Source organism: Sulfitobacter sp. M13 (assembly GCF_053474885.1).
Genome location: NZ_JBRKBN010000005.1, coordinates 163101 through 175329 on the forward strand (window position 1 = coordinate 163101; position 12229 = coordinate 175329).

Annotated in this window: 16 protein-coding genes; 15 read left to right on the top strand and 1 reads right to left on the bottom strand. The window is 57.8% G+C overall.

Translation table 11 applies throughout. The annotated features are described in order from the left end of the window. Positions 1 to 75: 75 nt before the first annotated feature. Entirely contained in the window at positions 76 to 417 is a 342-nt protein-coding gene (locus ACVBAU_RS18650; protein ID WP_323804320.1) for a hypothetical protein, read from the bottom strand. A gap of 394 nt (positions 418 to 811) precedes the next feature. Here ACVBAU_RS18650 and ACVBAU_RS18655 point away from each other — a divergent pair, with 394 nt between their 5' ends. The 15 genes from ACVBAU_RS18655 to ACVBAU_RS18725 all read left to right on the top strand — a co-directional run bounded on the left by ACVBAU_RS18655 (position 812) and on the right by ACVBAU_RS18725 (position 12217). After that, the gene (locus ACVBAU_RS18655; protein ID WP_448329652.1) at positions 812 to 1159 is read left to right on the top strand and encodes a hypothetical protein; all 348 of its coding nucleotides are present in this window, start codon (positions 812 to 814) and stop codon (positions 1157 to 1159) included. Positions 1160 to 1256: 97 nt separating this feature from the next. Further along, positions 1257 to 2189 (top strand): exo-alpha-sialidase, encoded by a 933-nt coding sequence (locus tag ACVBAU_RS18660; RefSeq protein WP_448329654.1) that lies wholly within the window; start codon positions 1257 to 1259, stop codon positions 2187 to 2189. Positions 2190 to 2200: 11 nt separating this feature from the next. Beyond that, positions 2201 to 2698 carry a DUF411 domain-containing protein gene (locus ACVBAU_RS18665; protein WP_448329656.1) on the top strand — a complete coding sequence of 166 codons (498 nt, stop codon included), beginning with the start codon at positions 2201 to 2203 and terminating at the stop codon, positions 2696 to 2698. Between the two features lie 7 nt (positions 2699 to 2705). Next, the gene (locus tag ACVBAU_RS18670; RefSeq protein ID WP_237272907.1) at positions 2706 to 2852 is read left to right on the top strand and encodes a hypothetical protein; all 147 of its coding nucleotides are present in this window, start codon (positions 2706 to 2708) and stop codon (positions 2850 to 2852) included. Continuing rightward, entirely contained in the window at positions 2849 to 3325 is a 477-nt protein-coding gene (locus ACVBAU_RS18675) for a c-type cytochrome (protein ID WP_448329658.1), read from the top strand. The genes ACVBAU_RS18670 and ACVBAU_RS18675 overlap by 4 nt, the downstream gene beginning before the upstream one ends. Continuing rightward, positions 3322 to 3597: a hypothetical protein gene (locus tag ACVBAU_RS18680; RefSeq protein WP_323804314.1), complete on the top strand. Its 276-nt coding sequence runs from the start codon at positions 3322 to 3324 to the stop codon at positions 3595 to 3597. The genes ACVBAU_RS18675 and ACVBAU_RS18680 overlap by 4 nt, the downstream gene beginning before the upstream one ends. Continuing rightward, positions 3594 to 4121 (top strand): TlpA family protein disulfide reductase, encoded by a 528-nt coding sequence (locus ACVBAU_RS18685; RefSeq protein WP_448329659.1) that lies wholly within the window; start codon positions 3594 to 3596, stop codon positions 4119 to 4121. Before ACVBAU_RS18680 ends, ACVBAU_RS18685 begins: the two co-directional genes overlap by 4 nt. Beyond that, on the top strand, positions 4118 to 4402 hold the full coding sequence (locus ACVBAU_RS18690) for a hypothetical protein (RefSeq protein WP_448329660.1): 285 nt from the start codon (positions 4118 to 4120) through the stop codon (positions 4400 to 4402). The genes ACVBAU_RS18685 and ACVBAU_RS18690 overlap by 4 nt, the downstream gene beginning before the upstream one ends. A gap of 29 nt (positions 4403 to 4431) precedes the next feature. After that, positions 4432 to 5115, top strand: a complete 684-nt coding sequence (locus ACVBAU_RS18695) for an SCO family protein (protein WP_448329661.1) — start codon at positions 4432 to 4434, stop codon at positions 5113 to 5115. Next, positions 5112 to 5750: a hypothetical protein gene (locus tag ACVBAU_RS18700; RefSeq protein ID WP_448329662.1), complete on the top strand. Its 639-nt coding sequence runs from the start codon at positions 5112 to 5114 to the stop codon at positions 5748 to 5750. Before ACVBAU_RS18695 ends, ACVBAU_RS18700 begins: the two co-directional genes overlap by 4 nt. Then, on the top strand, positions 5738 to 6238 hold the full coding sequence (locus tag ACVBAU_RS18705) for a hypothetical protein (RefSeq protein WP_443069497.1): 501 nt from the start codon (positions 5738 to 5740) through the stop codon (positions 6236 to 6238). Before ACVBAU_RS18700 ends, ACVBAU_RS18705 begins: the two co-directional genes overlap by 13 nt. 193 nt (positions 6239 to 6431) lie before the next feature. After that, positions 6432 to 8159: a GMC family oxidoreductase gene (locus ACVBAU_RS18710; RefSeq protein WP_448329663.1), complete on the top strand. Its 1728-nt coding sequence runs from the start codon at positions 6432 to 6434 to the stop codon at positions 8157 to 8159. 77 nt (positions 8160 to 8236) lie between these two features. Further along, positions 8237 to 9859: a long-chain fatty acid--CoA ligase gene (locus ACVBAU_RS18715; RefSeq protein ID WP_448329664.1), complete on the top strand. Its 1623-nt coding sequence runs from the start codon at positions 8237 to 8239 to the stop codon at positions 9857 to 9859. Next, the gene (locus tag ACVBAU_RS18720; RefSeq protein WP_448329665.1) at positions 9856 to 11595 is read left to right on the top strand and encodes an aldehyde dehydrogenase family protein; all 1740 of its coding nucleotides are present in this window, start codon (positions 9856 to 9858) and stop codon (positions 11593 to 11595) included. Before ACVBAU_RS18715 ends, ACVBAU_RS18720 begins: the two co-directional genes overlap by 4 nt. A 28-nt stretch (positions 11596 to 11623) precedes the next feature. Further along, positions 11624 to 12217, top strand: a complete 594-nt coding sequence (locus tag ACVBAU_RS18725; RefSeq protein ID WP_448329666.1) for a TetR/AcrR family transcriptional regulator — start codon at positions 11624 to 11626, stop codon at positions 12215 to 12217. Positions 12218 to 12229: the final 12 nt, after the last annotated feature.

The following is a 12229-nucleotide window of genomic DNA, read 5'->3' on the forward strand; positions in this document are numbered from 1 at the left end:
GCGCGCGCGCGACATCGCACCTGTCAGGGGCGTGCTGCGATCGCGGAGATCAAGGTGCGCAAGGCACCTGAGTTTTCAGGCTTCCGGGGGTCTTTGCAGATCATTGCCGGAGCGTTGCGCCGTGTGCGCAATAACCGCGGTGGAAAGCGGTACAGCGTCGACAAGAATGCGGCTCGGAACCGGCACCCAATCAGGGCCTACTAGGCCAACCGCGCCGCGACACTGGGACGATAGGTGGCAAGGGGCGTCGCAACCGGGGATATCTGCGCAGTCTTCCATTGCAACATTGGGCGCGACTTCGGCTTGCATCATTTCCATCGTGGCCGCTTGGGCCGAAGACACCAAAGCAGTGCCCGTCTGCGCAAGAATTGCACCGACCAGCAGAGACATCAGGAAAAGGCGGAATTTTACCCACATAAGATTGCCTATGTCGCTTTATCTCAGGCGCAACAATACACTTTTTGTTGAAGCGCGCAGGGCTGCTCTGCTCAAGGCGTTCATCACCTTAAGGGGTGCTAGAAAGGGTTAGGTTTCACCCCATCAGTGGGCCGATCCCGACCAAAAGAAAGATCAGTATGATGGGATTTAACAAGACTATCAGCAGTGCTGTCTCGGCAGGAAATCCGGCAAATTCAATCATATAAGATATAGCTACAACGATCGCGCCGAACACGGGCACGCCTCAGCGGAACGACATTTGGCTCAATTGCGCTCCGGAACGGACCCGTGAAAGTTGCAGGTCCGTTGGTCATTCCCAGATATTTCAGAGCTAGGGATCGACAGAACTGCACGGGGTTCCTATATCAGGACCATGCGCATTCTGCTTCGCCTCGCCACCTTCTGCCTCTCGCTCGCTCTGTTGAGCGGCGTGCTCGCGCATGATCTGGCGGCTGCGAATATGTCGATGGAGATGTCCGGCCTGACCACGTCCGCGCATATCGAACAGGACGACGATTGCACTGCGTGCCTACAAGATGACCAAGGCGCAATTGTTTGCGACATTGATTGCACGGCTCCCGTCTTTTTGATCGCTCAGTTGCTCCAGCCTCAGCCGGAAACTTTGCACCGCTTTGCTGTGCCTATGCCGAAAGACCTTGGTCTTAGCGGCACCGATCCCGCGTCTGACCCATTCCCTCCGCGAACCATCTCCCTGATTTGATCGGCCGCACCCTCGGGTGACGGCCAGGTTCCGCGATTTTGCCGCTAATAGGCAGTTTCACGGTCGATCCTATCTTTCACTTTTGGGAACTACTTTCATGTCACAAAATCTACCGCGCGCCCTGTCGCGCAGGTGCTTGTTGTCTGGCGGCGTCGCTGCATTCGGGGCAGTGCTACTCCTGCCCCATACTTCTCTTGCCGCCACGACGGTGGTTTCGAGCGGCAGCCTTACATACGCCGACGGCGCGATACTTGCGGCGTCCAAGCGCACCCTTTGGCGCGTTGACGCTGCGGGCAAAATTGAACATCGCCCCCTCGACCGTTCAATCACCGCCTTCGCCAGCCACCCCGAAACCCCGGGCACGCTTTTCGCGGCAGTTGCCCCATCCGGCCTTCTTCGCAGCCGTGATGGTGGACGCACATGGGCCTATATCAGCGCGGGCCTGCAGGCCACCCGCATCACGGCACTCGCGCAGGCGGCGCTAGAACCGGACATGCTGTATGCAGCACTGGAAGGGGACGGGCTTTGGCGCAGCAAGGATGCTGGGATAAGTTGGGAATTTGTCATGGATCGGCCCTATCTCGACGGTACCGAGCGTGACGTGCTCACCCTCGTGTCCGTCGGCAATCCGACCGGCATGGGTGGAATCTGGCTTTATGCCGGAACCGAAGCCGGATTAACCCGCGTGCCCGATTGCTTTTGCCGCTGGCAAGATGTGACCGCTGGGGACGCCATGGACGCCTTGGTCGCGGGTAAGACCCCACCGCCAACCAAGCCATTGCCCGAGAGGGAGCAGGTCAACCATCTCGCCCTCTCTCCCGAGGAGCTCGGACGTATTTACGCTGTGCTGAAAAGCGGGATTTGGACGTCGACGGATGCGGGCATGAATTGGACCATGACGGCTTCTGGCACTTTCGACGCGCTGGCCGTCAATCCTGAAAACCCCCGACACCTTGCGGCCCTCCGCAATGAAACCCTTTCGGTCAGTCGCGATGGCGGCATGACCTTTGACCCCCTCAACCTCTCTTAAGGAGACTCGGAATGACCAATAAATTCACCCTTGGTGCAACCGTGGCGCTTACCGTCGCCGGTATCGCCAGTTTCGCGGCCTTTGGCATCGCTGAAAGCGACAGCACGCCCGTGTCGGACACCCTCACGGCCGCCACCATTCCAGCAGACCAGCAGATGACGATTTGGCGCGACCCCTCTTGTGGTTGCTGCGATGCCTATGCCGACTATGCCGAAGAAAACGGGTATCACGTCACCCGCATCGACGACCGAGGCTTCGACCAACGGTCGGTCGAGGCCGGCGTGCCTGAACAAGGTCTGGGCTGCCACCTCGCTGAGGTCGACGGGTACTATGTCAGCGGGCTGGTGCCTGTTGAAATCATCCAGCGCCTCACGTCTGAACGCCCCGATGTCACCGGCATCACGCTGCCAGGTATGCCCAGCAACGCGCCCGGCATGGCTGGTAAAAGTGGTACGCTCAAGACCTACGCCTTCAGCGAAGATGGCGTAAATGTGTATTCCAATGAATGAGGATAGAATGATGGAAATGATGAACGGTTCAATGATGAGCGGCCCGATGTCGGCCTGGATGATGATCGGATGCGGCGTGCTGTTCCTGCTGGTGCTGGCCTTGCTCGTGCTAGGTGCCGTCGCCCTAATCAAATATCTGAGGCAGCCAAGATGAAGCGCGTGGCCATAGCTGCCGTGATTGGCTTCACGGGTGCGGCGGCAATCGCTGTCTGGGCCGGTGGAAAGGGCGAAAGCCCCCCGGCGCTAACCGTCCTTGGCAGCCCTGTCGACGCAACGATGGTCGATCTGGGTGCAGGACTGTATGCCGACAACTGCGCCTCGTGCCACGGTGCCGAGCTTGAAGGCCAGCCTGATTGGCGCAGGCGGCTCGAAAATGGCCGCATGCCTGCGCCGCCGCATGACGAAACCGGCCATACGTGGCACCACGCGGACCAGCAGATTTTTAACATTACAAAGAACGGGGTGGGGTCCGTCGTACCTGGCTATGAAAGCGACATGCCGGTGTTCAACGGCATCCTGAGTGACGCGGAAATCACGGCGGTCCTTGGCTATATCAAAAGCACTTGGCCTGAACGGGAACGCGACTTTCAAGCCGAGATTACCGCCAATAATAAGGAGGGATCATGAGCCGTCTGGACCAGTTTGCGCGAAAGTCACGGTGGTCCTTCTTGACCGCCGCACGCAGGTCAATCGCTGAACTTGGCGACCCTTATAAACGTGGCAGCGCAGATACTTCTGGTCGGACCTCTAGAGGTAGGCGCGTTCGCGCGGTGCTGAAAAGCTTTGCCATCAAAACAAAGAGCCGCGGTGTTTTCACGCGTGTCGGTACTTTTCAGCAATCTCTCGACGACTGCATCCTTGCAATGGAGCGGCATTTGCAGTCGGGGAAGGTCGCGTGAAGCGGCGCGGTTTTCTTGGCGGTGCGCTTGCCCTCGGGGCCTCTCCGGCAGCAGCACGAGAGGTTATGGCAGAACATAAGGTGCCCCTACCGATGCTCTCGCCGCCCATCACTGACGGGAGAGGCCGGAATCTGACGTTGGCGGCTTTTCGGGGCCGGACGGTGTTGCTAAATATCTGGGCGACATGGTGCCCACCGTGCCGTGCCGAAATGCCAACACTCGATAGATTGCAGGCCAAGCTTGGCGGGCCAGAGTTCCATGTGGTTGCCCTGTCGATCGACCGAGGCGGCCTTGAAACCGTGCGGGCATTCTATGCTGACATCGGTATCAAGCACCTCGATCTATACGTTTCCGAACAGTTGAGAGCGATGACCGCCCTCGGCGTTGCCGGACTTCCCACGACGCTCCTCGTCAGCGCCCAAGGCCGTGAAGTCGCACGCAAGCTGGGCCCGGCCGAGTGGGACAGCCCGTCGGCAATTTCTCAGATCAAACGCGTCATCCTAGAAGGACGATCCCAGAAATGACCCAAACTTCGAATGATATCAGGCCAGCAAGCGCGATCTCCAGGCCCTCACGTCGACAGATGCTGATGATCACCGGTCTTGCCGCGATTGGCGGTGGTGCTGCGTTCAACTGGGACTGGCTTACCGCTGTTGGTGCCGCGCCCTTGATCCTCAGCCTCGCGCCTTGTGCTGCCATGTGCGCTTTGGGGCTTTGCATGCGCGGCGGATCCTCCGGCTGCGCCAAAAACGATGCGGTGGAAAACGCGAACGCCGCGACCGACAGAAACTCCATTCCAAATTAGCACGGGGTAACCCGTCGCTCCGCGGGTCTATGGGGCCGGCGGAGCATCCTGTTGAAAGCAATATCATGACTAGAATTACCCTTACCCACCGTCGAATTCGCATTGCACTGTGGACGGGCGCGATTGCTATTGCCGTGCTCGTTGCTGGGTTTGCCGTGTTACGCTCGGACCAAAATCATGCCGCACAGACGGTGTATCACGGTGAAGCCAACATTCGGTCAGAGTTTTCACTCGTTGATCACCATGGTCAGGCCGTCACACAAGAGGATTTTGCAGGCCGCTGGCAGCTTGTCTTTTTCGGCTTTACCCATTGTCCGGATATTTGCCCGACCTCTCTGGCTTATATGGACAATGTGCTGGAGTTATTGGGCCCCGATGCAGATCAAATCGCCCCTCTCTTTGTGACCGTAGATCCGGAACGCGACACGCCTGAAGTTCTCAAGGACTATGTCGCGAACTTTCACCCGCAGCTGATCGGGCTAACGGGAAGCCAAGATCAGATCGCAAAGGCAACCGATGCCTTCAAGGTCTATAACGAAAAGCTTCCGGCAAAGACGGGGCCCCACCGATACACGGTGGCCCACGCCGGTCATTTTTATCTGATGAACCGAGACGGTGGTTTCGAGGCGGTTTTTCTGGAAAGCGAGCAACCCGCCGCGGAAATGGCCGAACAGATCTCAATGCGTATCGAGAACGAGAGAGAAACCCGATGATTACGATCTTTTCACTGTCCGCACGGTTTGGTGCTTTTCTACTAAGCGCGAGCCAAATAGCGGCAGTACCGGCTTTTGCCGATCATCCCGGCGAAAACCTCAATCAGGTTATGGCCGCTAAAGAAGCGTCATTCGAGCCGATCACGCCGCGAGATGCGCCAGAGCTCGTATGGCAAGGGGCGTCAGGCGATCTCGTTTCGCTAAGCACCTTGAAAGGGAAGGTCGTGGTTCTGAGCGTCTTGCCCAACGGTTGCGGCAGTCCCTGTGAAGCGCAACAAGAGAAACTTGGCCAAACGATCTCCGCGCTCAATTCCAGTGCGATGCGCGAAATGGTGGTCTTTGTCACGCTGAGCGATGATCCGCAGACCGACCCACGAGAGCAGAATTGGGTGTCTGCTCAGGTGCCCGACGCCGAAAGCCTTGTCGATGCAAGCATCGCTCTTGCCGCTCCGAGCGACCGGCCCAGCACATCCCCTCAGGTGCATCTGCTTAACCGCAAAGGCCAGCAGGTCGGCATATTTCACGGTGCCGACTTTGAGCCGTTGAACCTTCTGCTTTATATTAACGGGCTGACCAATGCGCATCCACATGAGGAACCCAGCATTTTGCAACGATTGATCGGATGGTTTTCATGACAAATCTTCACCCTATCGCCGAACTACTTTGGCTGTCCGCGTTGCGCCGCTTCGCTGTGATTACCCTGTTGGCGCACCTTCTTTGGGAGATCGCGCATATCCCCCTTTACACAATTTGGGTCGACGGGACGTGGGGAGAAATCGTTTTTGCTGTCGTCCATTGCACCGGAGGCGACCTGCTGATCGCCATGAGCAGCCTGTTCATCGCATTGTTGGTCTTTGGCACGGGCACGTGGCCGCACGCGCGGGTTTATCCCGTTCTGGGCGCGATGATCGCAATTGGACTTGGCTATACGATCTTCAGCGAATGGCTGAACATCGAAGTCCGCGAAGCCTGGGCCTACCGCGAGATTATGCCGGTCATTCCGATCATTGGTGCGGGTCTCACTCCGGTTCTGCAATGGCTCGTCATCCCCATCGTTGCCTATTTCGGTGCGCTGCGGCAGGACACACGCACAGCTCGGCTTGATAAAGATCCACTTGCATAGAAGCGCGAGAGGGCGGTCAACCCTCGATTAAATCCGGGTAACCATCGGTTTTTATTATCTAATATATGACCCGTAATATAAATTTTAAAATACTGGACAACTGCCCAGTTCATCTGTTCAGATACCAATCAGTATCAGGGATCGCCAGTGGAGGGGTGGACCTTGATGAAAAATGACTTGGGAGGAGTCGATCATGAACAGCGAAAAGAACCGGACAAAATACGCAGCCGTTGCACAGGAATTTGACGCAGGCCGCATCTCGCGGCGAGACTTTATGCGTAAAAGCGCAGCACTCGGGGTGGCCGCCGCGGCGCCGCTTGCATTCGGGGCCAGCCATGCCAAAGCGCAAGCGGCCGAACGGTATGATTACGTCATTATCGGTGCCGGCTCTGCGGGTTGTGCCCTTGCGGCGCGCCTGTCGGAAGACCCGGACAAGAACGTGCTCGTGCTTGAGGCAGGGCCTGCGGATGAAAACCCGTTCATCCATATCCCCGCCGCTTTCCCAAATCTATTCCAGAGCCCGCTGGACTGGGCCTACCGCAGCACGCCCCAAAAGCATTCCGCCGATATCCAACTGTATATGCCCCGAGGTAAAGTCTTCGGCGGCTCAAGCTCGATTAACGCGATGATCTACAAGCGTGGCAATCCGGTCTGCTATGATGCTTGGGGGGCCGAAAACCCCGGCTGGAGCCACGCAGATGTCCTGCCTCTGTTCAAACGGTCGGAAAATAATGAACGCGGCGCTGATGATCATCACGGCACAGGTGGCCCGCTGAATGTAGCTGACCTGCGCGACCCCAACCCTGTGACGCTAGCGATGGTCGATGCCGCTGTAGAGGCGGGCTATCCAGCGCAGCCCGATTTCAATGCGGGCACGGATCAAGAAGGGTTCGGCCTGTATCAGGTCACGCAAAAAGACGGGATGCGCAATTCGACCGCCGTTGCCTTCCTGCACCCTGCCCTGACGCGCGACAATCTCGCGATTCAGGCCGAGGCCCATGTGCACAAGCTCCTCGTCGAAAATGGCCGCTGCGTCGGTGTGCGGTTTAAAGCAGGTGACGAGATGCACGAGGTCATGGCGGATGCAGAGGTCATCCTGTCCGCCGGGGCCATCGGTTCGCCGCAGATCCTGATGCTCTCGGGCATCGGATCACGCAGCGCCCTAGAGGGGCTGGGGATCGCGCTGGTCCATGACCTCCCCGGCGTTGGGCAGAACCTTCAGGAACATCTCATGGCACCGGTTGCCCATGTCTGCACGCAACCTGTAACCCTCGCCCATGCGAATGAGCCGGAGCAGGCGGAACTGCTGGCCAAAGGCATGGGGCTGCTCACCTCAAATATTGGCGAAGCGGGCGGCTATCTGACGGTCATGCCAGACGCCCCGGCCCCTGATCTACAGTTTCATTTTGCGCCGACCTGGTTCATCTCGGACGGTGCAGGCAATCCGACGGACAGCGAAGGCTTCACCATTATGCCGAGCCTAGTCGGTACAAAGTCGGTTGGGGAAATCACGCTCGCGTCAGCCAACCCAGAGGATGCGCCGCTGATCAATCCGAATGCTTTTGCCGAGGCGCAAGATCTGGAAATTCTGGTCGAGGGGGTCAAGATCGCACGCAAGATCATGAGCTCTCCTGCGCTGGATGATTTCCGTGGCGAAGAGCGCTTTCCGGGGGCGGATGTCCAAACCGATGATGAAATCCGAGCCTATTTGCGCGCCAATATCCAGACGATCTATCACCCTGTGGGCACCTGTAAAATGGGGTCCGATGACATGGCGGTGGTCGGCGCAGATTTGAAAGTCCACGGGATCGACGCGCTGCGCGTCGCGGATGCGTCTATCATGCCGACGATCGTCAATGGCAACACCAATGCTGCCGCCATCATGATTGGCGAAAAGTGTTCTGACCTGATCCGGGCCTAACCGGCACTTACCCCTCGCGACCTCGGGGAACCGAGGTCGCAGCCCCCCCTTTAGTTTTAAAATTACGGAGCCGCTCTATGCTTGGCAAAATGATGGACCAGCAGTTGCTGATCTCTTCCCTTATCGATCACGCAGCCCGATGCCATGGGCGCACCGAAGTCGTCTCGGTTGAAACTTCGGGCGAAGTCGACGTCACGAACTGGCAAGAGGTTGCCAGGAATGCGCGGCGCTTGGGTTCGGTATTGACCAAGCTGGGTTTGCCGCAGGAAACCCGGTGCGGCACCATCGCATGGAATAACCGGCGGCACCTCGAGATTTACTTTGGCAGTTCGGGTGCAGGCTTCATCTGCCATACCCTCAATCCGCGTCTGCATCCCGACCAGATGGTCTATATCGCCAATGACGCGCAAGATCGGGTGATGTTCTTTGACCGAACCTTCCTGCCCGCTGTAGCAAACTTGAAGGACCGGTTTGATACGGTCGAGCATTACGTTCTATTGGGCCCGCGGGACGACGAAGCGGCCCAGATGTTTGACGGGCTGCAATTCTATGATGAATTGATCGCTGACGGAGACCCGGATTTTGTCTGGCCCGAACTCGATGAACGCCAGCCCTCTTCGCTATGCTATACTTCGGGGACCACGGGAAACCCGAAAGGCGTGCTTTATTCCCATCGGTCAACCTTGCTTCATGCGCTTGTGGGCAACCAGCCCGACGGGCTTGCGATCTCGGCCTGTGATACGGTGATGCCGGTTGTGCCAATGTTCCATGTCAATGCGTGGGGCGTGCCCTATACCGCTGCGTCGGCCGGCGCAAAACTGGTGCTACCGGGTCCGGGGCTTGGTGGGGACAGCCTTGCAAACCTGATCGACACCCAACACGTGACTGCGGCCTTTGGCGTGCCCACGATTTGGATGGGGCTATTGGCGGCGCTGGAGAAATCCGGCTCTAAGCTGCCAAGCCTGACCCGCACCATCGTCGGTGGCGCACCGATGCCGCCGTCGATGTATACGGCGTTCCGCGATAAGTATGATGTCGAATTAATACAGGCTTGGGGCATGACAGAGACCAGCCCCCTCGCGACGGTCAACCGTCTGCTGCGTCGTCACAAGGGTCTGTCTACCGAAGCGCAAACCGACATTCGCGTGGGCCAGGGCCGCTCGGTTTACGGGATAGAAATCCGGCTGGTAGATGAAGCCGGTAATCTGCTGCCCGAAGACGGTACGACGCAGGGCGACCTGCAGGTGCGCGGTCCTTGGGTGGTTCACAGCTACTTTAACAAAGAAGACTCGGCGCTGACCCCCGATGGGTGGTTCGACACTGGCGATGTCGCCACGATTGACGCGGATGGTTTCATGGTGATCCGAGACCGTTCAAAGGACATTATCAAATCCGGCGGCGAATGGATCTCTACGGTTGAGCTTGAAAACATCGCAATCGGTCACCCGGCGATCGCAAATGCCGCCGCCATCGCCGCCCATCACCCTAAATGGGACGAGCGCCCGATCCTGATCGCGGTCAAATCCGGTGACGTCTCCGAAGCAGAGCTGTTGAAATTCTACGACGGCAAAGTCGCCAGCTGGCAGGTGCCGGATCGCGTGATCTTTGTTGATGAACTGCCCCTAGGTGCCACGGGTAAAGTGGTGAAACTCAAACTACGCGAGACCTACGCGAACATCCTTCTGGAGGGAGCCGCATGAAACATCAAAGTAACTTCACCCCCGATCTGCAAGCGGCCTATGACGTCGACCTAAAAGCCCTAGACGCGGCCAAGGACCGTTGGGCGCAAACCTCGCTGAGTGAACGCATCGCGGTTCTGCAGGCGGTCAAAGATAATCTGATGCGCGTCGCCGACGAATGGGTCGATGCGGCGGGCAAGGCCAAGGGCATCCCGCAAGGTTCCCATCTATTGGGGGAGGAATGGACGTCGGGCCCCTATGCCGTCATGTCCTGCTGCAACGGACTGATGGATACGCTGTCACAGATGGAAGGCAAAACCTTTCTGGACGGGCTAAAGAAACGCAGCCTGCCAAGTGGCCAAACCGCCGTGCGCGTTGTGCCACATTCGATCTGGGACCGGCTGCTGATTTCGGGCGTGCATGCGGATGTCTGGATGCAAAAAGGCGTGACCCCCGCCAACCTCAAGAACAACGCTGCGTCGGCCTATGATATCCCTACCAATCAACGGCGTGGCAAAGTCGCGCTGGTTCTGGGCGCAGGCAATATTGCAGCGATCACGCCGCTGGATGCGTTCCAGAAGCTCTTTCTGGAAAATCAGGTCGTCTTGCTGAAAATGAACCCCGTCAACGACTACTTGACCGAGCCGCTGCAGGCCGCCCTGAAGCCGTTGATCGACTGCGACGCGCTACGTATCCACCGCGGCGATGGCCCGGCGGGGGCCTATCTTACGACGCATCCGCTGGTCAAGGAAATCCACATCACCGGTGCCCGCGCCACCCATGATCTGATCGTCTGGGGCGCAGGCGAGGAAGGCGAGAAGAACAAGGCCGCCAACACGCCGAAAAACACCCGCCACATGACGTCCGAGCTTGGTGCCGTTTGCCCCACCATCGTCGTGCCAGGCCCGTGGACCAAGGCGGACTTGCGCTTTCAGGCGGAAAACATCGCCACCATGAAACTGCATAACGGTGGATTTAACTGTGTCGCGGTGCAGAGCCTTATTTTGCCGAAAGGTTGGGATAAGACAGCCGAGCTGATGGGGAATGTCGCCGATGTGATGGCCAAGCACACCAAACGGGCCGCCTATTACCCTGGTGCCGAAGATCGCCAACAGGCTTTTGTCGATCACGCCGAAAACCCGCAAAAGCTGGATCGTGGGGCGGATGTGGCTCCGCTTTATCTTGCCGATATGGCCGAGGGTGATAGCGATTGGCTGGCCCAGACCGAAGTCTTCACATCTGCGCTTGGTGTCATGCACATCGAGGCAAAAGATGCCGAAACCTATATGATCGAAGCGATTAAATGGGCGAATGACACGCTCTATGGCACATTGGGCGGCAATATCATCATCCACCCTGCCACGATCCGCGCCATGGGCCGTAAACGGTTCGAAGAGATCATCGCCGAATTCCGCTATGGCGCGATTGCGATCAATGCGTGGTCCGGCCTTGCCTTTCTGGTGACTGCCTGTCCCTGGGGCGGCTTTGCCGGCGCAACCTTGCAAAACGTCCAGTCTGGTGTGGGCACGGTCCACAATACCTTCATGTTGGAAAACGTCGAACGCACGGTGATCGAGGCCCCGTTCCGTCCCTTCCCGCGCAATCTGTTGTCCGGTGGGATGAGCTTACTGCCGCGTCCGCCTTGGTTCGTATCAAACAAGCGTCAGCATCATATCGGTCGTTTGCTGACCCGGTTTCAGCACAAACCCAGCTGGTTCAAGCTGCCGCGTATTTTCTTTCACGCCCTCTTGGGCTAAGTCCAACGGGGTCAACAGAGAGCATCCGATGAACGACATGACCCCAGCACCAAAGCTTGCGGACCGTAAGGCAAACAAGGTCCGCAAGCGCGAGAGCCGCAAACGCGAGATCGCCCAAAGCGCGATTAACGCGCTCAAGCTCTATGGCTATGCGCGCACGACTTTGCGTGACATCGCATCGCAGTCTGAAATGTCGCTCGGCAGTCTGCACTACTATTTTGAGGATAAGGACGAACTGCTTATCTACTGTGTGCGGCAGTACAAAAGTGATTTTGTACGGACAATTTCAGCAGCAGTCAGCGGCATCTCCAGCCCACAAAGCATCAAGACTGCCTTTTGTACTGCGCTGGCTCAAACGATCGCCACAGAAGCCGAGCTTCACCGTCTTTGGTATGACATTCGAAATCAGGCCATGTTTGACAAAGCCTTCGTGCCCGTGATTGTCGAGATCGAAGAACAGTTGATCGAAATGATGAGCCCGATTGCACCTGATCGCGCATCCAAGGAACTCCTCTATCTCCGCTTTGACGGTGCTTTTCGGTATTTGCTGCAGCTGAACCTTGCGGGCCATCCACGCAACCTAGAGGAAATGTCCGAGGTCCTTGAAGCCGCGGCAGGATAGGCGGGCGATGGT

Bases quoted from the DNA above. Each gene is read 5' to 3' on its own strand.
- ACVBAU_RS18655 (WP_448329652.1), top strand. From the start codon at position 812: ATGCGCATTCTGCTTCGCCTCGCCACCTTCTGCCTCTCGCTCGCTCTG.
- ACVBAU_RS18715 (WP_448329664.1), top strand. From the start codon at position 8,237: ATGCTTGGCAAAATGATGGACCAGCAGTTGCTGATCTCTTCCCTTATC.
- ACVBAU_RS18675 (WP_448329658.1), top strand. From the start codon at position 2,849: ATGAAGCGCGTGGCCATAGCTGCCGTGATTGGCTTCACGGGTGCGGCG.
- ACVBAU_RS18660 (WP_448329654.1), top strand. From the start codon at position 1,257: ATGTCACAAAATCTACCGCGCGCCCTGTCGCGCAGGTGCTTGTTGTCT.
- ACVBAU_RS18725 (WP_448329666.1), top strand. From the start codon at position 11,624: ATGAACGACATGACCCCAGCACCAAAGCTTGCGGACCGTAAGGCAAAC.
- ACVBAU_RS18700 (WP_448329662.1), top strand. From the start codon at position 5,112: ATGATTACGATCTTTTCACTGTCCGCACGGTTTGGTGCTTTTCTACTA.
- ACVBAU_RS18670 (WP_237272907.1), top strand. From the start codon at position 2,706: ATGATGGAAATGATGAACGGTTCAATGATGAGCGGCCCGATGTCGGCC.
- ACVBAU_RS18690 (WP_448329660.1), top strand. From the start codon at position 4,118: ATGACCCAAACTTCGAATGATATCAGGCCAGCAAGCGCGATCTCCAGG.
- ACVBAU_RS18710 (WP_448329663.1), top strand. From the start codon at position 6,432: ATGAACAGCGAAAAGAACCGGACAAAATACGCAGCCGTTGCACAGGAA.
- ACVBAU_RS18680 (WP_323804314.1), top strand. From the start codon at position 3,322: ATGAGCCGTCTGGACCAGTTTGCGCGAAAGTCACGGTGGTCCTTCTTG.
- ACVBAU_RS18720 (WP_448329665.1), top strand. From the start codon at position 9,856: ATGAAACATCAAAGTAACTTCACCCCCGATCTGCAAGCGGCCTATGAC.
- ACVBAU_RS18665 (WP_448329656.1), top strand. From the start codon at position 2,201: ATGACCAATAAATTCACCCTTGGTGCAACCGTGGCGCTTACCGTCGCC.
- ACVBAU_RS18650 (WP_323804320.1), bottom strand. From the start codon at position 417: ATGTGGGTAAAATTCCGCCTTTTCCTGATGTCTCTGCTGGTCGGTGCA.
- ACVBAU_RS18695 (WP_448329661.1), top strand. From the start codon at position 4,432: ATGGGGCCGGCGGAGCATCCTGTTGAAAGCAATATCATGACTAGAATT.
- ACVBAU_RS18705 (WP_443069497.1), top strand. From the start codon at position 5,738: ATGGTTTTCATGACAAATCTTCACCCTATCGCCGAACTACTTTGGCTG.